The organism is Ruegeria sp. C10 (genome assembly GCF_056537805.1).
Map to the genome: position 1 here is coordinate 751195 of NZ_JBQFSC010000001.1, position 21758 is coordinate 772952.

At 56.9% G+C, this 21758-nt stretch carries 21 protein-coding genes; 14 read left to right on the plus strand and 7 right to left on the minus strand.

Annotated features, from left to right (window positions below; all coding sequences use genetic code 11):
• The first annotated feature begins 10 nt into the window (after window positions 1-10).
• Together ACR0DE_RS03425 and ACR0DE_RS03430 are read left to right on the plus strand one after the other, a co-directional pair.
• Window positions 11-2929: a DNA translocase FtsK gene (locus tag ACR0DE_RS03425; protein WP_480751844.1), complete on the plus strand. Its 2919-nt coding sequence runs from the start codon at window positions 11-13 to the stop codon at window positions 2927-2929.
• Between the two features lie 39 nt (window positions 2930-2968).
• Window positions 2969-3565, plus strand: coding sequence for a LolA family protein (locus ACR0DE_RS03430; protein ID WP_170398828.1), 597 nt, complete (start codon window positions 2969-2971; stop codon window positions 3563-3565).
• 15 nt (window positions 3566-3580) lie between these two features.
• On the opposite strand, the gene ACR0DE_RS03435 is transcribed toward ACR0DE_RS03430, so the two are convergent.
• The gene (locus tag ACR0DE_RS03435; RefSeq protein ID WP_170425842.1) at window positions 3581-4162 is read right to left on the minus strand and encodes a transglycosylase SLT domain-containing protein; all 582 of its coding nucleotides are present in this window, start codon (window positions 4160-4162) and stop codon (window positions 3581-3583) included.
• A gap of 60 nt (window positions 4163-4222) precedes the next feature.
• On the minus strand, window positions 4223-5104 hold the full coding sequence (locus tag ACR0DE_RS03440; protein WP_480751846.1) for an AEC family transporter: 882 nt from the start codon (window positions 5102-5104) through the stop codon (window positions 4223-4225).
• A gap of 80 nt (window positions 5105-5184) precedes the next feature.
• Between ACR0DE_RS03440 and hspQ the strand changes: the two genes are divergently transcribed.
• Window positions 5185-5511 carry a heat shock protein HspQ gene (hspQ, locus tag ACR0DE_RS03445; RefSeq protein WP_170398818.1) on the plus strand — a complete coding sequence of 109 codons (327 nt, stop codon included), beginning with the start codon at window positions 5185-5187 and terminating at the stop codon, window positions 5509-5511.
• A 24-nt stretch (window positions 5512-5535) separates the two neighbouring features.
• On the opposite strand, the gene ggt is transcribed toward hspQ, so the two are convergent.
• From ggt to ACR0DE_RS03460, 3 genes are all read right to left on the minus strand, one after another.
• The gene (gene ggt / locus ACR0DE_RS03450) at window positions 5536-7113 is read right to left on the minus strand and encodes a gamma-glutamyltransferase (protein ID WP_480751848.1); all 1578 of its coding nucleotides are present in this window, start codon (window positions 7111-7113) and stop codon (window positions 5536-5538) included.
• Between the two features lie 212 nt (window positions 7114-7325).
• On the minus strand, window positions 7326-7742 hold the full coding sequence (locus tag ACR0DE_RS03455; protein ID WP_370644320.1) for an ATP-binding protein: 417 nt from the start codon (window positions 7740-7742) through the stop codon (window positions 7326-7328).
• A 55-nt stretch (window positions 7743-7797) separates the two neighbouring features.
• The gene (locus tag ACR0DE_RS03460; RefSeq protein WP_170398809.1) at window positions 7798-8136 is read right to left on the minus strand and encodes an STAS domain-containing protein; all 339 of its coding nucleotides are present in this window, start codon (window positions 8134-8136) and stop codon (window positions 7798-7800) included.
• A 101-nt stretch (window positions 8137-8237) separates the two neighbouring features.
• Here ACR0DE_RS03460 and ACR0DE_RS03465 point away from each other — a divergent pair, with 101 nt between their 5' ends.
• Together ACR0DE_RS03465 and ACR0DE_RS03470 are read left to right on the plus strand one after the other, a co-directional pair.
• Window positions 8238-9410, plus strand: a complete 1173-nt coding sequence (locus tag ACR0DE_RS03465; RefSeq protein WP_480562309.1) for a thiolase family protein — start codon at window positions 8238-8240, stop codon at window positions 9408-9410.
• Between the two features lie 75 nt (window positions 9411-9485).
• Window positions 9486-9938 carry a GAF domain-containing protein gene (locus ACR0DE_RS03470; protein WP_170406656.1) on the plus strand — a complete coding sequence of 151 codons (453 nt, stop codon included), beginning with the start codon at window positions 9486-9488 and terminating at the stop codon, window positions 9936-9938.
• Between the two features lie 11 nt (window positions 9939-9949).
• On the opposite strand, the gene ACR0DE_RS03475 is transcribed toward ACR0DE_RS03470, so the two are convergent.
• The gene (locus tag ACR0DE_RS03475; RefSeq protein WP_480751853.1) at window positions 9950-10234 is read right to left on the minus strand and encodes a DUF1294 domain-containing protein; all 285 of its coding nucleotides are present in this window, start codon (window positions 10232-10234) and stop codon (window positions 9950-9952) included.
• 117 nt (window positions 10235-10351) lie between these two features.
• Between ACR0DE_RS03475 and ACR0DE_RS03480 the strand changes: the two genes are divergently transcribed.
• The 9 genes from ACR0DE_RS03480 (at window position 10352) to rarD (ending at window position 21068) form a co-directional block, all read left to right on the plus strand.
• A complete protein-coding gene (locus ACR0DE_RS03480; RefSeq protein ID WP_170425828.1) occupies window positions 10352-10921 on the plus strand; it encodes an XRE family transcriptional regulator in 570 nt (189 codons plus the stop codon).
• Entirely contained in the window at window positions 10921-11544 is a 624-nt protein-coding gene (locus ACR0DE_RS03485; RefSeq protein ID WP_480751855.1) for a LysE family translocator, read from the plus strand. Before ACR0DE_RS03480 ends, ACR0DE_RS03485 begins: the two co-directional genes overlap by 1 nt.
• 4 nt (window positions 11545-11548) lie before the next feature.
• Complete coding sequence (locus tag ACR0DE_RS03490) at window positions 11549-11929, plus strand: GFA family protein (RefSeq protein ID WP_170562354.1); 381 nt, start codon at window positions 11549-11551, stop codon at window positions 11927-11929.
• 15 nt (window positions 11930-11944) lie between these two features.
• Complete coding sequence (locus ACR0DE_RS03495) at window positions 11945-14395, plus strand: GcvT family protein (RefSeq protein ID WP_170398785.1); 2451 nt, start codon at window positions 11945-11947, stop codon at window positions 14393-14395.
• Window positions 14396-14419: 24 nt separating this feature from the next.
• Window positions 14420-15466, plus strand: coding sequence for an alcohol dehydrogenase family protein (locus ACR0DE_RS03500; protein ID WP_170398782.1), 1047 nt, complete (start codon window positions 14420-14422; stop codon window positions 15464-15466).
• A gap of 11 nt (window positions 15467-15477) precedes the next feature.
• Window positions 15478-16371 (plus strand): homocysteine S-methyltransferase family protein, encoded by an 894-nt coding sequence (locus ACR0DE_RS03505; protein WP_480751858.1) that lies wholly within the window; start codon window positions 15478-15480, stop codon window positions 16369-16371.
• Window positions 16372-16380: 9 nt separating this feature from the next.
• A complete protein-coding gene (locus ACR0DE_RS03510; RefSeq protein ID WP_170406633.1) occupies window positions 16381-17361 on the plus strand; it encodes a GlxA family transcriptional regulator in 981 nt (326 codons plus the stop codon).
• A gap of 89 nt (window positions 17362-17450) precedes the next feature.
• Window positions 17451-19904: a GcvT family protein gene (locus tag ACR0DE_RS03515; RefSeq protein ID WP_480751860.1), complete on the plus strand. Its 2454-nt coding sequence runs from the start codon at window positions 17451-17453 to the stop codon at window positions 19902-19904.
• Between the two features lie 258 nt (window positions 19905-20162).
• A complete protein-coding gene (rarD, locus tag ACR0DE_RS03520) occupies window positions 20163-21068 on the plus strand; it encodes an EamA family transporter RarD (protein ID WP_170406626.1) in 906 nt (301 codons plus the stop codon).
• Here rarD and ACR0DE_RS03525 read toward each other — a convergent pair.
• The gene (locus tag ACR0DE_RS03525; protein ID WP_170801474.1) at window positions 21065-21724 is read right to left on the minus strand and encodes an SGNH/GDSL hydrolase family protein; all 660 of its coding nucleotides are present in this window, start codon (window positions 21722-21724) and stop codon (window positions 21065-21067) included. The genes rarD and ACR0DE_RS03525 overlap by 4 nt on opposite strands.
• Window positions 21725-21758: the final 34 nt, after the last annotated feature.

Genomic DNA, 21758 nt, shown 5'->3' on the forward strand with positions numbered 1-21758 from the left:
CGAGGGCAAAATGGCATCATATAACGCGCGAAACCGTGACCCGCTGCTGGACAGCAACACGCAAGCCGCCATTGAACGGCGTAGCAAAGAACTGATCGGGATCGCTTTGATCCTGTTGGGGTTGGCCGCTGCAGCGATGATCTGGTCCTATACGCCCGATGATCCAAACTGGATGGTTTCGACCGATGCGCCCGTGCAAAACTGGATGGGGCGCATTGGGGCCTCGATTGCCGCGCCGTTGTTTATGATCGTGGGTTGGGGCAGCTTGGGTGTCGCCTTGGTGCTGATCACTTGGGGCGTTCGATTTGCAGGTCATTTAGGTGAAGACCGTGCCATTGCCCGCCTGATTTTTGCGCCGATCTGGATCGCCGTTCTGGCTGTCTATGCAGCGACTCTGGTGCCGGGTGCCGAATGGCGGGCGACGCACAGCTATGGCTTGGGCGGTCTATTCGGCGATACAGTGATGGGCGCGATTTTGACGTTGTTGCCGATCTCATCGCATTTCCTGGTCAAGCTGATGTCGCTGGCGATGGCGGTCGGTATGCTGGCTCTGGGTGTATTTGTGTTGGGTTTCGGCAAAGCGGACGTTCGCAATGGCTTCCGGGCGTTTCTGTTGGGACTGGTCATGGCCTATGATCTGTTGATGAACGCGCTGGGACGCGGGGCATCGGCGACAGCGCGGGCAGCACGGGACCGGAAGGCCCAATGGGCCGAGCGCAAGGCCGAACGTGCAGTTCCGGTTCAGGCGGATTTTGACGACGACCTGGCCTACGCTGATCCGGTCTTTGAAGACCCTGAGATTGAAGCGCAGGAACCTGTCGCCAAGACAGGCCTTCTGGCTCGAATGCCTTCCCTGATCCGTCGTCCTGACCCAATGCCCGAGCCTGAGTTGGTCGAAAACGTTGCGGTCGAAGGGTATTACGACATGCCGGGTGAGGATCGCATCCGGTCCAAGATTTCCGCCGCTGTGCGCAATCGTAAAGTGGCCGCTGGTGTGCTAACGCCCGAACCCGATCCCAACTTGCCATTGACCAAAGGGCGGGGCAGGGGACCGGACCCGTTGATTTTGAACTCTGGCGCGGCAGACGAGTTGCCGCCCGAACCCCCGATGACCTCTGCAGGTTTGCCACCCGAACCACCGCTGACAGCAGGATCTGATGTTGAGACGCTGGCGGCTCACTCCGAGGCTGATAATTGGATGCAGCAGGACTATGTTTCCGAACCGGCCTATGATGATGAGGCCGTGTTTGATGATGCCTCCGAACCCGCGCTCCAACCGCGACAGGCTGTCAAGATTCCCGTTGCTGAGCCGCGTAAACCTGTAGTAGCTCAACCGGTCCGACGCACTCCTCCGCCTTCGCGCAGGGCGCAAGCCGAAGCACAGCCGACACTTTCTTTCGAGGAACGGCATTCCGACTTCGAACTGCCACCGCTGGGCCTTCTGTCCAACCCTGCAAGCATCCAACGCCATCACCTAAGCGATGAGGCGCTCGAGGAAAATGCGCGGATGCTGGAAAACGTGCTGGATGACTACGGCGTCAAGGGTGAGATCGTCAGCGTCCGCCCCGGTCCGGTTGTGACCATGTACGAATTGGAGCCTGCACCGGGTTTAAAAGCCAGCCGTGTGATTGGTTTGGCCGACGATATCGCGCGCTCAATGTCGGCTTTGTCCGCGCGGGTTTCAACTCTACCGGGGCGCTCGGTTATTGGCATTGAACTGCCCAATGAAAACCGTGAGATGGTGGTGCTGCGCGAAATCCTCGCCAGTCGCGATTTCGGCGATGGTAATCATGCGCTGCCCTTGGCGTTGGGCAAGGATATCGGCGGTGAGTCCGTGGTGGCGAACTTGGCAAAAATGCCTCACCTCTTGATCGCTGGTACGACTGGTTCCGGTAAGTCGGTGGCAATCAATACGATGATCCTGTCGCTGCTTTATAAGCTAACGCCGGATGAGTGCCGCCTGATCATGATCGACCCCAAGATGTTGGAACTGTCGGTCTATGACGGTATCCCGCACCTGCTCTCGCCCGTTGTGACCGACCCGAAAAAGGCGGTTGTGGCCCTGAAATGGGTCGTGGGCGAGATGGAGGATCGCTATCGCAAAATGTCCAAAATGGGCGTGCGCAATATCGCGGGCTACAATGGCCGCGTGAAGGATGCGCTGTCCAAGGGCGAGATGTTCAGCCGCACGGTCCAGACCGGCTTTGACGATGAAACCGGCGAGCCAATGTTCGAGACCGAAGAATTCGCGCCCGAAGCAATGCCTTATATCGTTGTGATCGTCGACGAAATGGCCGACCTGATGATGGTCGCGGGCAAGGAGATCGAGGCCTGCATCCAGCGTCTGGCGCAGATGGCGCGGGCTTCGGGCATTCACCTGATCATGGCCACTCAGCGCCCCTCTGTTGATGTGATCACCGGGACGATCAAGGCGAACTTCCCGACCCGGATTTCGTTCCAGGTGACTTCGAAAGTCGACAGTCGCACCATTTTGGGCGAGATGGGTGCCGAACAACTTCTGGGGCAGGGCGACATGCTGTATATGGCGGGCGGGGCGAAGATCACCCGTTGTCACGGTCCGTTTGTCTCGGATGAAGAGGTCGAAGAAATCGTCAACCACCTGAAACAGTTCGGTCCGCCGGCCTACATGAGTGGCGTGGTAGATGGCCCGGCCGAGGAAAAGGCTGACAATATCGACGCTGTTCTGGGCCTGAACACGGGTGGCAACACGAACGGAGAAGACGCCCTTTACGACCAGGCAGTGGCGATTGTGATCAAAGATCGCAAATGCTCGACGTCCTACATTCAGCGAAAACTTGCCATTGGCTACAACAAAGCTGCGCGGCTTGTTGAGCAGATGGAGGACGAAGGCGTTGTTTCCGGGGCAAATCACGTTGGAAAACGCGAAATCCTCGTCCCCGAGCAGTAAGATATTTAATAACAAGGGCAGAACGCCTATCTGGGTCCTATGAAACAGATTGCTTTTGCCCTTGCTCTGACACTGGCTGCGCCCGCCGCGTGGGCGGCTGAAAAGCTGCCACTGTCGCAAATCTCTAACTACCTGAACCAGATGAAGACGGTTCAGACCACATTCACGCAGGTGAATGATGACGGATCGCTTAGCACCGGTAAGCTGTGGCTCGAGCGGCCCGGAAAAATGCGGTTCGAATATGATCCGCCCAACAGCGCGGTAGTTCTGGCGCGGTCGGGGACGGTGCAGATCTTTGACCCGAAATCCAATCAGCCGCCCGAACAGTACCCGCTGAAACGCACACCGCTGTCACTGGTGTTGGCGCGGAATGTCAATCTGGGGCAAGCCAATATGGTTGTTGGGCACGATTTTGACGGGACCGCCACGGTTGTGACGGCTCAGGACCCCAAGAACCCGGAAAGCGGGCGGATCGAGTTAATGTTTACATCCAATCCGGTTGAGCTGCGCAAATGGGTGATCCACGATAACGCTGGAAGTCAAACGACCGTACTGCTGGGGCCGTTGACTGAAGGCGGAAACCTCGATTCCAGCGTGTTTTCAAGCAAAACCCGTATCAGGTCAGACGATCGCTGACCTGACAGGGTTTGTTTAGTAACGGCAGTTCGCCAGCTGCGCCTGATACAGTTGCGCTCGGGCGTCTACATCATTCGCAACGTTCAACAGCCAAGATTTGCTGTTGTAGCTGCCGCGCGCGTAGCCGGTTTGCCCTTCGTGATAGGCCAGGTATTGGTTACGCGCGTCGGTGGGATGAATCCCGTTCCGCTCATAGCTTTTGTTCATGTACCAGCCAATGAAATCCGACGCATCACGGATGCGATCCCGCTTGGCGCGGCGTTTGCCGGTTTCGCGTTGATACTGCTCCCACGTGCCATCAAGTGCCTGACCATAGCCGTAAGCACTGCTTTGGCGACCCATCGGGATGACGCCCAGCACGTATTTGTGCGGTGTGCGCGCATCTGCGCGATAACGGCTTTCTTGGTAAATCGTGGCCATCTGAACGTGAACGGGGACACCCCATTTGCGCTCGGTGCTTTTGAAAGCCTTGATATAATCGGGTTTTTCGCGCGCAATGCTGCACGCGTCATTCAGTCTGCTCGGTGGCTGTTTGGACCCGCCACCACAGGATGCCAAAAGCAGCACCCCGAAGAGTACGAAAAGAATTCTGCTCATGTGCCTCGTGCCTTTTTTCTTTATTCTAGCGCAGATTGAGCTCTGAGGAAATCACAATCGTTACAGAATAATAGCGAGAATTATCGGTAATGCGGCGACCGACAATACTGTCGAGACCATGACCATGCCTGCAACCGCGTCGGAATCCACATCAAACCGCTCTGCCAGCAGGTATGAGGTGACGGCGACCGGCGCACACATTTGCAAAACCAGAACTCCGAAGGCTACAGGACCCAGTCCAAAACTGATGGCAAGAGCCCAGCCCAACCCGAAGCACACCGCGAGTTTCAGCAAGGACAACCATATAGCCTGTTGCAGCTTCTGTGTTGTCAGGCGTGCAATCGCGACCCCAAGGGTGATCAGCATCATAGGCACCGCCATCTGGCCCAACAGTTCCAGCGTGTTGGTTAGAAACAGTGGCGTCTGCCATCCACGCCACAGAAACAATGCCCCCAGCAGCGTGGCCCAGACCATCGGCTCGCGCAGAACCTTGCCAAAGGCGCCGCGCCCCGCGACCAGATAGATACCGTAGGTAAAAGAAAGCAGAGCGGTAACGGCCAAAAAGATCACCGCGAAACCCAACCCAGCCTGCCCAAAGGCAAAGATGCACAAAGGCAGGCCCAGATTCCCAGTGTTACCGAAGATAAGAGGTGACAGATAGGTCCGCTGCTCAAGCCCTGAGGCACGTACAAAGACCCAGAAAACCACCGCCAAAGCAACATGTGATGCAATCGCAGCGAGCGTGAAAACGGTCAATTCATCGCCAGGAATGTCGGTTTGCGTCAAAGCTACGAAGATCAGGCTGGGCACTGCAAGCGTCACCGCAAACCGCGTGACAAATTGCAGCCGATACTCGAACCCGAGCTTGACCCACGCAAACCCGATCCCGGCCAGAAGGAACACTGGGGCAACGATTTCGAACACTGTTAGGAGTAGGTTCACAGACTGTTTCCCCGAATTTCAGCTCATTGGTTGGCTTTTCTGCCCGAAAAGATGTACTAAATGCTTTGGGGGCCGAAACAATGCTAAAGACACAAGCCAAGTACCGCCTGGGACAGGTGGTTCGACACCGTAGACACCCTTTTCGAGGGGTTATTTTTGATGTCGATCCGGAATTCTCGAACTCGGAGGAATGGTATCAGGCCATTCCTGAAGACAGTCGCCCGCTGAAGGATCAGCCGTTCTATCATTTGCTGGCTGAGAATGATCAATCCTTCTATGTCGCTTATGTTTCAGAACAAAATCTGGTTGAGGACCAATCGGGTGAGCCGGTAGACCATCCCGATATCCCCAACATGTTCGGCCCGTTTCAGGATGGATCTTATCCGCTGCACTTTCAGTTGAACTGAATATGTCCGTCATAATGGCGTGTGTCAGTAGCCTAATGCGCAACCATCTTTACGGGGATCGCTAGCACCTTCCAGAACTCCGTTTGAACAGATTCGAATGGCTTGCGCACCACCCAGAGACGTTTCCGGTATTTGGACAGTGTGCCCCATATCTGATAATTGTTGCAGAACGGCATCGGAATAGCCTCGCTCAATTTTCAGAACACCCCCATCTGCAAATGCCCGAGGCGCATCGATGGCTTCCTGCAGCTCTATGTCGAAATCCGTGAGATTTGACACTAACCGCGCGTGTCCGGTTGGTTGATAGGCACCTCCCATGACACCAAAGGGCATCGCGATGCGGCCTTGGGCGCGCAACATTCCCGGTATGATTGTGTGCATTGGTCGCTTTCCACCGGCAAGCTCATTTGGATGACCGGGTTCGAGGTTGAAACCAGCACCCCGATTCTGCAGCAAAATGCCGAACTTTTCCGAAGCGATGCCCGACCCGAACCCGTGGTAGATCGAATAAATAAGTGAAACGGCCATGCGATCCCGGTCAACCACGGTGATATAGACGGTGTCTTTGTGAACAGACTCGGTCAAGGGAGCGGCGGCAGCCATGGCGCGTTTCGGATTGATCAGCGCGGCAAGTTGGGCGGCTGTCTCAGGTGCAAGAAAATGAGCCATCCGCGTGCTGTGGTCGGGATCGGCGATGAAACGATTGCGTGCGTCGTAGGCCAGTTTGCTGGCCTCGGCTTCGATATGTACGCGTTCAGCCCCCCAAGGGTCCATTGCGGCCAGATCGAAGTGCTTCAAGATATTCAGCAACAGGATTGCCGTCGCGCCCTGACCATTCGGTGGGTGCTCGACCAGTTCGACACCGCCATAATCTCCGCTGACGGGCACAGTTTCATCGCTTTGCACGGCCGCGAAATCCTGCGCAGTCTGTACTCCACCTAGATCGGAAAGGGCCGCAAGCATGTCATCGGCAATCTCACCAGAATAAAATGCCTTTTGACCGTGTTGGGCCACGCGCCGAAGAACTTCTGCCTGACCGGGGGCGCGAAAAACCTGCCCGGTTTGCAGGGGTTTGCCGTCAATCAGGTAATGATCACGGGCCGCGCCTTGCAGGGTGGATGCGCCGTTCTTCCAATCAAAGGCAACGCGTGGAGCCACCGGAACACCTGACTCGGCATAATGGATTGCGGGTTGTAGGATTGCTTCCAGGCCCAGCCGACCTTCGGTTTTTGCTAAACGGCAGAATGCCTCAACCGCTCCGGGAATTGTCACGGCATCCGGGCTGGTCTCGGGAACCGAATTTGAACCGCGATCCCGCAATGCCTGTGCATCCGCTGCTGCCGCGGCCCGACCCGAACCGTTTAGTGCGCGAACAGTCTGCTCGCCTGCGCGATTGTACAGAACAAAGCAATCTCCGCCCAAGCCGGTCATTTGCGGCTCGCAAATTCCCAGAAGCACCGCGCCTGCAATGGCTGCGTCCATGGCATTGCCGCCCTGCTGCAGAATATCTAGCGCGATTTTGGCGGCCAACGGATGGGACGTTGCGCACATCCCTTCGGTTGCCAAAACTTCAGAACGTCCTGTCTTGTGAAAATCGCGCATGGGTCTTTCCTTCTGCAAACACGCAGACACTAAGCCGCAGCTGGGAATTGTCCAATGCTATCAGAGGAAGGAGGTCCTCGGCGCCGCTCACTGGGTGGGGGCTGTGACGCTAGGCGCCGAGGGAAGCTATCTGAGCTACCCCTTACTTATGACCTTTGTTTGCGGCGCGACAATGGTTCGATCTAGGCCTTATTGTGGCCATTTGATGCCTGCTAGGGCATCTCGTCAAAGTCGAACCGCAAGCAGAGCAGGTTCCCGCCGCTTTTGCGTTCATATTGTATGTCGCTGGCAAGTTGATGAATCAGGTGCCAGCCAAAGCCGCCCTCGGGCAGGTCCTGCAAAGCAGTGTCGACAGATGGTGGAGTGCCGCTCGGTATCCGCAATTCAGGCATCGGGTCGCCGGTATCGGTGATCTGAATCACCAGCTTCTTTGCACATAATGAGCAATCGATTTGAACGTCAGCGGCGGCCACCCCGGCATAGGCATGTTCGACCACGTTGTTGATCGCTTCCGTCAGCGCGATTCTTACGTCATCTGCTTTGCTTTCCGGCAATCCCTGCGCCGCCAGCCGTGCGCTTAACGCCGCGATCCCTGCGCTGGCCTGCACTTGTGTCGCGGGAAAGCTCACCTCCAGGCAGTTTTGTTTGCAATTCGAGCACACGCTGTTCCACCTCTGCCGATCGTCAGTCTGCACCAGCGCCGATCGCCTCATCCAGCGATTTGAACAGTCTGAACACGGTGTCCATGCGGGTCAGGCGGAACACTTTTTCAACGATCGGGCGCAAGCCGGCCAGATCCAATCTGCGCCCTTTTTCCAATTGTTTCATCGAGGCGACAATGGCGCCCAGACCGCTGGAATCGATGAATTCAACAGAAGACAAATCCAACACCACCCGTTTGGCATGGGTTTGGGTTTCCGCGCGCATATCTTCCTTGAATTGAATCGCCATTGCGGCATCAATTCGATCACAATGAACGGATATTATCTGTGTCTCGCCGGTGATCTCGCTGCTGAGCCCCATGTTCGTCCGCCTTTGGCAATGCAAAATGATGGTAGAAATACGCTAGACGGTAATTCTTACCATTCGGTATCCATAGGCTGGAAAGTTCAAGGAGATTTCGGATGAACGAGGTTGTGATAGCAGGTGCCGCGCGTACACCAATGGGCGGCTTTCAGGGCATGTTTGACGGCGTCGCCGCTGCTGATCTGGGCGGTGCTGCTATCCGCGCAGCGCTGGAGGGTGCTGGCATTCGGACCGTGGATGAGGTGCTGATGGGCTGCGTCCTGCCTGCCGGCCAGGGACAGGCCCCGGCGCGTCAGGCTGGGTTTGCCGCCGGTCTGGGAGAAGATGTACCTGCCACAACGCTCAACAAAATGTGCGGTTCAGGCATGAAGGCCGCAATGATCGCGTTTGATCAGATCGCTTTGGGCCATACTCAGACCATGGTCGCTGGCGGGATGGAGAGCATGACCAACGCGCCCTATCTGCTGCCCAAGATGCGCGGTGGCGCCCGGATCGGACATGGGCAGGTCGTCGATCACATGTTTCTGGACGGGCTCGAAGACGCCTATGACAAAGGTCGGCTTATGGGCACGTTTGCCGAGGACTGTGCCGAATCCTATCAGTTCACGCGCGAGGCGCAGGACGAATACGCCCTGCGATCGCTTTCGAACGCGCTGTCCGCGCAGGAAAATAATGCGTTCGACCAGGAAATTACACAGGTCAAGATTCAGACTCGTAAAGGCGAGGTTGTGCTGGACGCGGATGAGCAACCCAAATCGGCGCGGCCCGAGAAGATACCCACACTGAAACCAGCCTTTCGCAAGGATGGAACGGTTACGGCAGCCAATTCTTCTTCGATCTCGGATGGCGCAGCCGCCCTTGTGCTTGCCTCGGCAAAGGCAGCAGAACAGCAGGGCCTGACCGTGCGCGCACGAATTCTTGGCCACGCCAGTCACGCGCAGGCACCGGGGCTGTTCACAACTGCTCCGGTTCCGGCAGCGCAGAAATTGTTGGATCGTATCGGTTGGAAAAAAGAAGATGTCGATCTGTGGGAGGTCAACGAAGCCTTCGCCGTTGTGCCCATGGCTTTCATGCACGAAATGGGCTTGTCGCGTGAGATCGTGAATGTGAATGGCGGCGCATGTGCGCTTGGCCATCCGATTGGCGCTTCTGGGGCCCGGATCATGGTCACGCTGCTGAATGCGTTAGAAAAGCGGAACCTCAAGCGCGGTGTCGCGGCAATCTGCATCGGCGGCGGAGAAGGGACGGCCATAGCAATAGAACGCGTTTGACGCTTTGTCTTTTTGCAAATACTCCGGGGAATTGGCGGCAGCGCCCGCAGTTCCTCGGATGCAAGGTCTACCAACATGAAAGCCGACTACGACACACTCGCCAAAACCATTGCCGCCTTGACCGAAGGTGAAACCGACGAGGTTGCATTGATGGCTACGGTGGCATGCGAAGTGCATCACTCGGACGACCGATTCGACTGGACGGGATTTTACCGCGTAACTGAGCCCGAAGTGCTAAAGATCGGGCCTTATCAGGGGGGGCATGGCTGCCTAGTAATCCCTTTTGAACGCGGTGTGTGTGGTGCGGCTGCCCGTACAGGGCAAGTGCAATTGGTTTCGGATGTAGATGCTTTCCCCGGCCATATCGCTTGTGCGTCATCCACTCGGTCCGAGTTGGTTCTACCAGTGCGGGATGCGAATGGTAACGTGATCGCTGTCTTTGATATCGACAGCGACCAGCCCGACGCGTTTACCAAAGATGATGCGACTGCACTTGGTGCTATTCTAACGGATGTATTTGCGCGTTAGAGGGTTCCGAGCTATCGCAAAAATGCGCCAAGATCTCGGGACATAATCAGATAGCAAAGCCCGGCCTGAAACGCTGTGATCGTGTATAGCCAAGCCGAGAAACCGCGCTTGCGGGTCTTGTGCCCGAAGATCCAGCGCCCCAGTAGCGCGGCCAAGCTGCCTCCTAGTGCCGCCAACCATAACAAGCGCCGCTCGGGGATGCGTCGCCTTCTACGGCGCGCGCGCAGCTTATCCCAGCCAAACGCCATCAAAGTCAGGGCATTAATGACCCAAAGATAGATTACGGCAATCCACATGGACCGTGCATAGCCAACTAAAATTGCAGAACCAAGTGAAAAAATGCTTGGAAATTTCACCGATTCGAGGCACCGTGAAAAAGTAACAGAAAATTTCACGCAGACTCGGAGCGCAACTTGAATTCGCAAGCCCCTCATAGCGCATCCCTCGGTGCCGATCTGCGCGCACTGCGCAAGGCGCGTGGGCTGACTCTGACCGAGATCGCCAACCGATTGGATCGGTCCGTTGGCTGGCTCAGCCAAGTCGAGCGTGACATGTCCGAGCCGTCGATTTCGGATCTACGCCAGATTGCCGAATGTCTGGGTGTGCCGATGTCGATGCTGTTTGCCCATTCCGCTGCGCCGGTGGATGAGCAAGGGTATATTGTGCGGGCAGGGTCCCGTCGCCCGATGGGCTCTGGCGAAGAAGGGTTGATCGAAGAACTGCTTTCGCCTGACCTGACCGACGATTTCGAGATGGTGCATTCGACCTTTGAGCCGCATTCTCAGATGCAGACCCCGGCAAACCGGCCGACGCAGGAAGTCGGCTATATGGTTTCAGGCCGTCTGGAACTGACGATCGGCTCGCGCAGCTTTCAGGTCGGCCCCGGCGATAGCTTCCGGATCAAGCACGAGCCCTACACTTGGTCCAACCCCTTTGATGAGCCCGCTGTGGCCATCTGGGTTATCGCCCCACCGGTGTACTGATGAGTTTCGAGGCCTGGACCATATTCGCCCTGTTCTGGGTGGTGTTCGTTACCACCCCGGGGCCTAATGCGGTCAATTGCATCTCAAATGGGATGAGCCTGCCATTCCCAAAAGCTATGCTGGGAGTGCTGGCTATTCTAACGCAGGCAAGTGCGTTCCTGATCCTCTCGGCAGTGGGGATCACTGCGTTGATTGCCGCGTCGCCAACAGGTTTCTTTGTCGCCAAGCTGATCGGGGCCGGGTTTCTGATCTGGATGGGCATTCGCGGTTGGATGAACGCAGCGAAACCCGCTCCGGCATCAGAGCGTCCGGCAAGACATGTTTACTTTCACGCGTTGGCTGTTGCCACGATCAACCCCAAAAGCGTCGCCGGATACCTTGCGGCGTTTTCGCAATTTGTGCAGCCGGATGTACCCATCTGGCAGCAGATGGCGGTGATCATGCCGACGGCACTGGTCATCACGACGCTCAGCTATACCGGGTTCACCTTGCTGGGGGCGCTGATGGGCAAGGCTGCGTTGGGGGCGGTGTTCAATATCTGGGTACGCCGCGTGATGGCGACCTGTTTCATCATTTATGGCGTTTTGCTGGGTGCCAGTTCGACGCCGACAGCGAGGGGGTAAGGATATGCATGCCGGATCATGTCTGTGCGGCGCGGTCGCTTTTGTTGTTGACGGAGACCTCACGCCACCAAATGCCTGCCATTGCGGGCAGTGTCGCAAACAGTCGGGTCACCTGTGGGCCTCGACCGTTACGCAACAGGACAATCTCAGCTTTACCACCAGCGAAACGCTGGGCTGGTATCGCGCCTCTGACATTGCCAAGCGCGGATTTTGCCGCGCTTGTGGCTCGTTCCTCTTCTGGCAGCACAATGACGAGGACACGATCGCAATTTCCGTGGGCTCATTGGATGAGCCGACCGGGTTGAAACTCGCCCAGCACATCTTCGTTGCGGACAAGGGCGATTACTATGACATCAAAGACGACCTGCCCCAGCGGGCACACTAATAGGGAACCAAACACATGAGTGATTTTCCAACCAAGGCCCGTGTGGTCATCATCGGCGGCGGCGTTGTGGGCTGTTCATCGCTGTATCATCTGGCCAAGAAGGGCTGGACGGATTGTGTTCTGCTGGAAAAGAACGAACTGACCGCAGGCTCGACATGGCACGCGGCGGGTAACGTTCCGACGTTTTCGACTTCGTGGGCGATCATGAACATGCAGCGCTATTCGACCGAACTGTATTCGCGCCTCGCGGACGAGGTCGACTATCCGATGAACTACCACGTTTCCGGGTCAATTCGTCTGGCGCACAGCAAGGAGCGGATGCAGGAATTCGAACGGGCCATGTCTATGGGCCGCTATCAAGGCATCCCGATGGAGATGTGGACTCCGGAAGAGGCCAAGGAACGCTATCCTTTCCTGGAGACCCATGATCTTGAAGGCGTTCTGTATGACCCGACCGATGGTGACATTGACCCGGCGCAGCTGACTCAGGCTCTGGCCAAGGGAGCGCGGGATATGGGGCAAAAGATCATCCGATTCTGCCCGGCAACCGGTGTGACACAGCAGGACGACGGCACATGGACCGTGCATACCGAAAAGGGTGATATTGCCTGCGATTATGTGGTGAACGCCGCCGGTTACTATGCGCAGCGCGTAGGGGAATGGTTCAAACCCTTTGGCGGCCGAACCGTCCCGGCCATGGTCATGAGCCATCAGTATCTGCTGACTGACGAAGTTCCCGAAATCGAAGCGTGGTCGAAAGAAAATGGTGGCAAGAAGCTGCCGCTGCTGCGCGATGTCGATATCTCGTACTACCTGCGGCAGGAGAAGAACGGCTTCAACCTTGGCCCGTATGAGCCCAATTGCAAGGGCCACTGGATGACCGAGGATGACCCGATGCCCGAGGATTTCAGCTTCCAACTGTGGAACGATGATCTGGACCGGATCGAGGATATCGTGACCGATGCGATGGAACGGGTTCCGCTGATGGCAACCTCGGGCGTTGGTCGCGTCATCAATGGCCCGATCCCCTATGCGCCAGATGGTCTGCCGTTGATTGGCCCGATGCCGGGTGTGACAAACGCGTTCGAGGCTCATACTTTCACTTTCGGTATCGCCCAAGGTGGTGGTGCAGGCAAAGTTCTGGCCGAATGGATCGTCGATGGTCACACCGAATGGGATATGTGGGCCGTCGATCCGCGTCGTTACACCGACTACACCGATCAGGATTATTGCAATCAGAAAGGGATGGAAGTTTACGGCAACGAATACGCCATGCATTTCCCACATCACGAATGGCCTGCCGCACGCGACAAGAAGGTCTCGCCTGTGCACGCCAAGGTCAAGGAATTGGGCGGTGTCATGGGCGCGTACAACGGCTGGGAACGCGCAAACTGGTTTGCGCAAACCGGCGATGACACGTCACTGGAAGCCACCCATACCTGGGGACGTTCGGGCCCCTGGGAGCAACGGGTCAAAGAAGAATGCGAAGCCGTGCGCGATCACTGCGGGGTGCTGGATCTGCCGGGCTTCTCGCGGTTCTGGATACAAGGCGAGGGGGCGGATGACTGGCTGCGTGGCTTCTGTACCGGAGGTATCCCTAAAGCAGGGCGCATGAATCTGATCTATGTCTCGGATGAAAGAGGGCGCATTTTGACCGAGCTGTCCTGTATCCGTCTGGCTGAGAACAATTTCGTCCTAATCACTGCTGCCACGGCACAGTGGCACGATGGTGATTTGATCCGCAATTCGGTGCCCGAAGGTGTGACCGTTCGGGAAACCACAACCGAGCGCGACACACTGATCGTGACCGGACCGATGACGCGGAATGTATTGTCCGGCATCACCGATGCAGATTTGCAGCAAGGGTGGCTGACCCACCAATTCGCCAAAGTGGCCGGGCAGGATGCCTTCTTGATCCGTGTATCTTTCGCGGGTGAGTTGGGTTGGGAAATCCATGCTGAAAATGATGCGATGCCCGCCATCTACGAAGCTGTGCTGGCTGCCGGAGCGAAACCCTTTGGCATGTATGCGTTGAATTCGCTGCGGATCGAGAAAGGCTATCGCGCGTGGAAAGGCGACCTAAGCACAGATTACTCTCTGCTGGAAGGTGGTTTGGGGCGCTTTGTCAAGCTCGATAAACCACAGGATTTTGTTGGCAAAGCAGCCATTCAGAACGAAAAACAGCAAGGCGTTAAAAAGTCCTTTGTCACTCTGATCGTGGACGCAGGTGAGGTCGATGCGCCTTACATGTCCTGCATCTGGAGCGGTGATGAGATCGTGGGTGAAACCACATCGGGTGCGTGGGGGTATCGCATTGGTGCCTCGGTCGCGCTGGGCATGGTGCGCGCAGATCTGGCTGTCCCGGGAACTGAGCTAGAGGTTGAAATCTACGGTCAGAAATGTCGTGCTGTTGTTCAGGAGGATCAGCCGCTCTGGGATCCTGCAAATGAACGGTTGAGGGCCTGACCCCTACGACAGAAAGGCGCTGATATGACCCGGCAGATGGAAGGCGTATATCTGACTGGCCATGGAGGTCCTGAGGTGTTGGAATGGCGGGAAGACGTCCCCGTTCCGACCCCCGGTCCAGGGCAGGTTCTGGTGCGCGTCGCCGCTGCCGGGGTGAACAACACCGACATCAACACGCGGATCGGCTGGTACTCGTCGGATGTTACAGAATCGACGGATGCGGTAGATCAGCAGGTTGAGGCCGGCGGGTGGGGAGGTGCGCTGCACTTTCCCCGCATCCAAGGCGGTGATCTGTGTGGGATTGTCGAAGAGGCTGGACCGGGGGCAGCGTTCAAGCCCGGACAACGCGTGACTTGTCCTATCAACTTGCCACGCCCGGGGCCAGGTAGACCGCATGGTTTTATTGCGCTTGGTTCAGAAATCGACGGAGCGTTTGCCCAATACTGTCTGGTCGAGAGCAATGATCTCTATGATGTGACCGCCTCGCCCCTATCAGACGTGGAAATCGCCGCTATTCCCTGCGCGTTTGGGACCGCAGAAAACCTGCTGACTCGCGCTGGAGTATCGGCAGGCCACACAGTGCTGATTACAGGGGCTTCAGGCGGTGTGGGCCTCGCCGCGGTCCAGCTCGCGGCGCTACGAGGAGCGACGGTCTGGGGGGTGACAAGTGCTGCCAAGGCGGATGTGGTCAAAGCGCAGGGGGCGTCGGCAACCTTTGACCGGGATGCGCAACTGCCGAAGGATATGTTCGATGTCGTCATCGATGTGGTGGGCGGCTCGGCTTGGCCCGATCTCATACTGGCGCTGAAACCCGGCGGGCACTATGCGGTGTCAGGTGCAATCGCTGGCCCCATCGTCAGCACCGATTTGCGAGACATCTATCTGCGCGACATCACAATCCATGGCTGCACCCATCAGCCTCCCGAAGTCTTTGGCCGACTTGTTGTGCTGGTGAATGCAGGTCGGATCAGGCCTTTGGTCTCAAAAACCTACCCGTTGCGTGACATTGTTCAGGCGCAAGAGGATTTTCTGTCCAAGACCTTGCCCGGGAAACTGGTATTAATACCGTGAAAGGGGGGTAGATGGCTGACATTACGCTTTTAGATGGTTCGATCGGGCAGGAACTGGTGAAACGCAGCGGTGACCAGCCCACGCCTTTGTGGTCAACGCGGGTGATGATCGACAAACCTGACTTGCTGACCGAAGTTCACGAGGCCTATTTCCGCAGTGGCGCGACGATTGCCACCACGAATACCTATGCCATTCACCGCTCGCGGCTGGTGCGTGAGGGGATCGAAGACCAGATGCCACGTCTGATCGAGGCTGCTCTTTCGCGGGCCGAGCAGGCTTGCGCGGGAACTGACGGTCGTATCGCTGGTGCGCTTGGTCCGCTTTTGGCCAGCTACCGGCCCGATCTGAACCCCGACCCAGACGATGCGGCTGAAAAATTTGCCGAGCTGGCTCAACTGATGGCAGACCGGGTTGATCTGTTCCTGATCGAAACCGTGTCCTCGGTTCTGGAAGCCGAAGGTGCGCTTCGCGGTACCGAGAATTGCGGCAAACCCGTCTGGCTGGCAATGTCGGTTATGGATGATGACGGCACGCGATTGCGGTCAGGCGAAGCGCTGGAGGACATCGCCCCGCTTGTTGCGCGTTACGCCCCCGAGGCCGTTTTGATCAACTGCGCGCGCCCGGAAGCGATTCCGGCTGCACTGGAGATCATCGCAAAGCTGGGTCGCCCGTTCGGCGCTTATGCCAATGGCTTTACTGGTATCAAAGACGGTTTTTTGAAGGATGCCCCGACGGTTGACTCTCTGGAAAGCCGTCATGACCTAGACCCTGACGCCTATGCGCAGCATGCCTTGGGCTGGGTGGCGCAGGGCGCGACGATTGTTGGCGGTTGCTGCGAAGTTGGACCCGATCACATTAAAACCCTTGCCGACAGTTTATGCGCGGCCGGGCACACAATTGTTTGAGTGTGCCTCATGTCGATCCGCAACAAACCTGAACGGCGAAAAGATCGGGATCAGCAGCATTTCGATATTCTGGTTGCACCCGGTTTTGTGTTGCTGGAGCTCGCGTCGCTGGTCGATGTGTTGCGCCTGGCCAACCGGGTATGCGCGCATCCTCCGTTCACATTCACATACCGGTCCCGAAAGGGGGGACCTGTTGAAAGCAGCAGTTGCGCGACGGTGTCGACCGAAACCATACCTGCGCAGCCCGATGCGGATTATCTGTTTGTGATCGGAAACTCGGATCCGGATCAGCCAGAGCTTTCTTTAGGTCGCGTCGTGCCCGACTATACGTACCGGGGAGCGCAGGTCTTTTTGCTGGCCGAAGCGGCAAGCAGGTACATCGACGAAAACGGCGCTGATCATATGGCAACCCATTGGGAAAACGCTTCTTTCTTGCGCGAACGTGGCGCGCGGTTTGAGGCCAAGCTTTCAATTGCGACCGAACAGGGTTCAGTGGTCACCTGCGCAGGAATGGAGGCAACGACGGATGTGGCACTGGCGGTGATTGGGCGGCACATTTCGGGTGCCGCCAAGATGACAGTTGCGGATATCATGCTGCACGAGAACATCCGCGATTTCTCATCCATGCAGCCGTTTTCGGGCGCTCGGAATACAGCCACAGGTGACGCAAAGCTGGATCAATGTATCAAGCTGATGCAGGCGAATATCGAAGAACCGTTACCGATCAATCAGATCGTTGACATGTTACACGTGTCGAACAGATCGCTTGAGCGCAAGTTCAAGGCAACTTTCGCAACCACTCCAAACGGATTCTACCGAGAAATGCGCTTGGCCAAAGCCAACAACCTGCTTTTGAACACAACGATGAGCGTACGGGAAATCGGCTTGGTGTGCGGCTTTCCAAACGGATTCTCATCCGTTTACAAAAGCGTCTTTGGCGTCACTCCGTTTGTTCTGAGACGTCAAAAAAGACGTGCAGAATATAGGTGATTTTCGCGATTGAGATGACGTTTTTGACGCTTTTTTTGTCGATCCTTCATGGCATTTTGCAAAAAACCTGAGACAGCGGAGACATCAGGATGGTTGATCTTCCCACCAAGGCCCGTGTGGTCATCATCGGCGGCGGCGTCATCGGATGCTCGGTCGCGTATCACCTTACCAAGAAAGGGTGGACCGATGTTGTGCTGCTTGAGCGCAAGCAACTGACCAGCGGCACCACATGGCATGCTGCAGGTCTGATTGCGCAGCTGCGCGCGACCGCAAACATGACCAAGCTGGCTAAGTACAGTCAGGAACTATATGGCGCACTTGAGGAAGAAACTGGCGTTGCCACAGGGTTCAAGCGTTGCGGATCGATCACGGTGGCGCTGACTGAAGAGCGCAAGGAAGAGATCTATCGTCAGGCCGCCATGGCACGTGCTTTCGGGGTTGAGGTCGAAGAGATCGGCAATGATCGTGTGCAAGAGCTGTATCCCCATCTCAACCTCGAAGGGGTCAAGGGGGCGGTTTATTTGCCTTTGGACGGGCAGGGTGATCCAGCGAATATCGCTCTGGCTTTGGCTAAAGGTGCGCGTCAGCGCGGTGGCGTCGTCAAAGAACGTGTGAAAGTCACCGACATCGTCAAGCAGGGTCGTAAAGTCACCGGCGTGGACTGGATTGCGGACGATGGCAGTTCCTCGGGCCATATCGAATGCGACATGGTGGTGAACTGTGCGGGCATGTGGGGCCACGAGGTTGGTAAGATGGCAGGTGTGAACGTGCCGCTTCACGCCTGCGAACATTTCTATATCGTGACCGAAGGGATCGACGGGCTGACCCAACTGCCGGTGCTGCGCGTACCGGATGAATGTGCCTACTACAAAGAGGATGCCGGAAAAATCCTGCTGGGCGCGTTTGAGCCAAATGCAAAACCCTGGGCGATGAACGGCATCCCCGACAGTTTCGAATTCGACCAGTTGCCAGAGGATTTCGATCACTTTGAACCAATACTCGAAGCGGCCTGCAATCGGATGCCGATGTTGGCCGAGGCGGGGATTCACACCTTCTTTAACGGCCCCGAATCCTTTACGCCGGATGATGCCTATCACTTGGGACTCGCCCCCGAGATGGATAACGTTTGGGTCGCTGCGGGGTTCAACTCGATCGGTATTCAGTCGGCGGGTGGTGCTGGTATGGCACTGGCCGAGTGGATGGACTCGGGCGAGAAACCGTTCGATCTGGGCGATGTTGACATCAGTCGCATGCAGCCGTTTCAGGGCAACAAGCAGTACCTCTTTGAGCGTTCGAAAGAGACGCTCGGCCTGCTTTATGCCGACCACTATCCCTATCGCCAAAAGGCCACCGCGCGCGGTGTGCGCCGGACACCGTTTCACCACCACTTGATCGAGCAGGGTGCCGTGATGGGCGAATTGGCTGGGTGGGAGCGCGCCAATTGGTTTGCCCACGAAGGGCAGGAACGGGAGTATCAATACAGCTGGAAACGGCAGAACTGGTTCGAGAATTCGGCTACCGAACACCGTGCCGTGCGCGAAAATGTAGGCATGTATGACATGTCGTCCTTCGGCAAAATCCGCGTCGAAGGGCCGGATGCCGAGAAATTCATGAACTATATCGGCGGCGGCGATTATTCAGTGCCCAATGACAAGATCGTCTACACCCAATTCCTAAACCGTAGCGGTGGGATCGAAGCAGATGTCACGGTCACACGGTTGACTGAGACCGCCTACCTGGTCGTCACCCCCGCGGCGACCCGATTGGCGGATCAGACCTGGATGATGCGTCATGCAGGCGGCTTCAATGTGGTTATCACCGATGTCACCGCTGGCGAGGGCGTTTTGGCCGTCATGGGGCCGAATGCACGTGCATTGCTTGAAAAGGTTTCGCCCGCTGATTTCTCGAACAGGACCAACCCCTTTGGCACGGCGCAACAGATTGAGATCGGTATGGGTCTCGCTCGCGCCCACAGGGTGACCTATGTGGGTGAGCTTGGGTGGGAGATCTATGTGTCGTCCGACATGGCAGGTCATGTTTTTGAGGCGCTGCACGAAGCCGGACAAGATATGGGCCTGAAACTCTGCGGCATGCACATGATGGACAGTTGCCGGATCGAGAAGGGTTTTCGCCATTTCGGTCATGACGTCACCTGCGAGGATCACGTGGTCGACGCGGGATTGGGATTTGCCGTCAAAGTGGACAAAGGCAGCGATTTCATCGGTCGCGAGGCGGTGATGGCCCGAAAGGAAAGCGGGCCCAAGAACCGGCTTGTCCAGTTTAGACTGACTGATCCCGAACCACTGTTGTTCCACAACGAACCAATCGTGCGCGATGGTGAATATGTAGGTTACCTTAGCTCGGGCAATTATGGTCACACGCTGGGTGGTGCCATTGGTCTGGGCTATGTGCCCTGCGAGGGCGAAAAGCCTGCAGACGTGCTGGCCTCGACCTATGAGATCGATGTCTGTGGTGTGAAAGTCCAGGCAGAGGCGTCGTTGAAACCGATGTACGATGCGAAATCCGAGCGGGTCAAAGTCTAGAAAACATCGACAGGGGTAGGCTCTGCCCCACCGTCCGTAACGGGCGACGCGCGCGAGAGTATTTTTGGCCAGATCAACAAGGGATCACCTGCTCATCTGGCCAACAATATCCATGAGCGTGAGACAGCGCTTCGCATGTAGGTTGGCTGCAGAACGCGCGACCTATCAGAAACTTTGATGCCCTGCTTCACAGTTTTGATAGTTCCCAAGCCCATCTGATTTGCCGTAGAGAAACACGGTATCAGTCGGAGACTCTCTGTGGCAGACACCCGCGTACCACCAAACAATACCGATACGCCCAAAGGGCTGGCGTTGGCTGTGATGGCCTATGTGCTTTGGGGCTTCCTGCCGCTTTACATGAAAGCAATGGAACATATCGGCCCGATCGAGGTAGTCGCGCATCGGGTGATCTGGTCGGTGCCGGTGGCCGGGCTGCTGCTGATAGCGCTCGGGCGGACCGGCGATCTGAAAACTGCACTTCGCAATCCCAAAATGTTGGGTATGGCGGCAATTACAGCGGCGCTGATCTCAGTCAACTGGGCGATTTATGTCTGGGCGATTTCATCGGGGCATGCGCTGGACGCGGCTTTGGGCTATTATATCAACCCTTTGTTCAGCATTGCGTTGGGTGCGATATTGCTGCGTGAACCTCTGAACCGAACACAGTTGGTTGCGGTCGGGCTGGCCGCTTTGGGGGTGTTGGTACTAGTGTTTCAGGCGGGAAGCTTACCCTGGGCGGCTTTGGGCTTAATGTTCAGCTGGGGGTTTTATGCGTTCTTCAAGCGCTCACTCCCAATTGGGCCCAACCAAGGGTTTTTGTTGGAAGTCCTGATTCTACTGATACCCGCCCTGGCCTACGTCACCTGGCTTGGAACAAGTGGTGCCGGGCATTTTGGAGCAGCCGTGTCAGACACTGCGCTGCTTGCGGGCGCGGGGCTGGTGACTGCAATTCCGTTGCTGCTTTATGCCAATGGGGCCAAACTGGTGCGTCTGTCGACGATGGGTATCCTGCAGTACATCGCGCCCACGATGATTTTTATCACCGCGATCACGTTGTTCGGAGAGCGTATTGATCAGGCAAGATTGATCGCGTTCCCCCTGATCTGGGCCGGGTTGATTGTGTATTCGATCCCGATGATCCGGCAAATACGGTCTCAGGCCTAGCGAATGAGCTGGGCAAGCTGTTCCGCCCAGATTGCATAGGCCTTGGGGCTTGGATGATATCCGTCCGGCGCGGCGAGCGCCGGGTCATCGGGCAGGTTCAGCGCCAGATGTGAAACTTGCGGATATGCTGCAGCCACCGTCTGCAAGCCGTGATCCAGCCTTGCAGCCTGTTGCCCCAAAAACCAGGCGAGCGGCTGAGGCAGAGCGGGAAAACGCGCCATCTGAGGAACCGCAGACACGATCACCTGCCGGGCTTTCATCGGCCCGGTCAGAAGGTCCAATAGGCGTGCTTGGTGGTCCTCAAAGCTCTGTCTACTTACCGCTCGGGTCACGTCGTTCACACCCAGCGCCGTTATGGCTACATCAAACTGTTCGGAAAGCCCTTGCAGCTGCTCAATTGTGTTTTGAGTGGTATTCCCGGTGGCCGCCTCAAGCCGCCATTCCACAGTATAACGCTTTGCCAATTGGCCGACCAGTTGCCCGGATAGTGCCTGGCCTTGTGTGCCCGCCCCAACGCCAGCGGCCGAGCTGTCCCCAGTGATCAACAAGCGCAGTCTGGGCCCGCGCCCTGCACGCCCTTGGCGGGGACCAGTCGGTTCTGGCAGAAATTGCGCATTGCGTCTTACCGCGATCCCCTGAATGGCGAGAACAGGCAAAAGCGGAATTCTGAGAATCTGATCGGCGGCAACA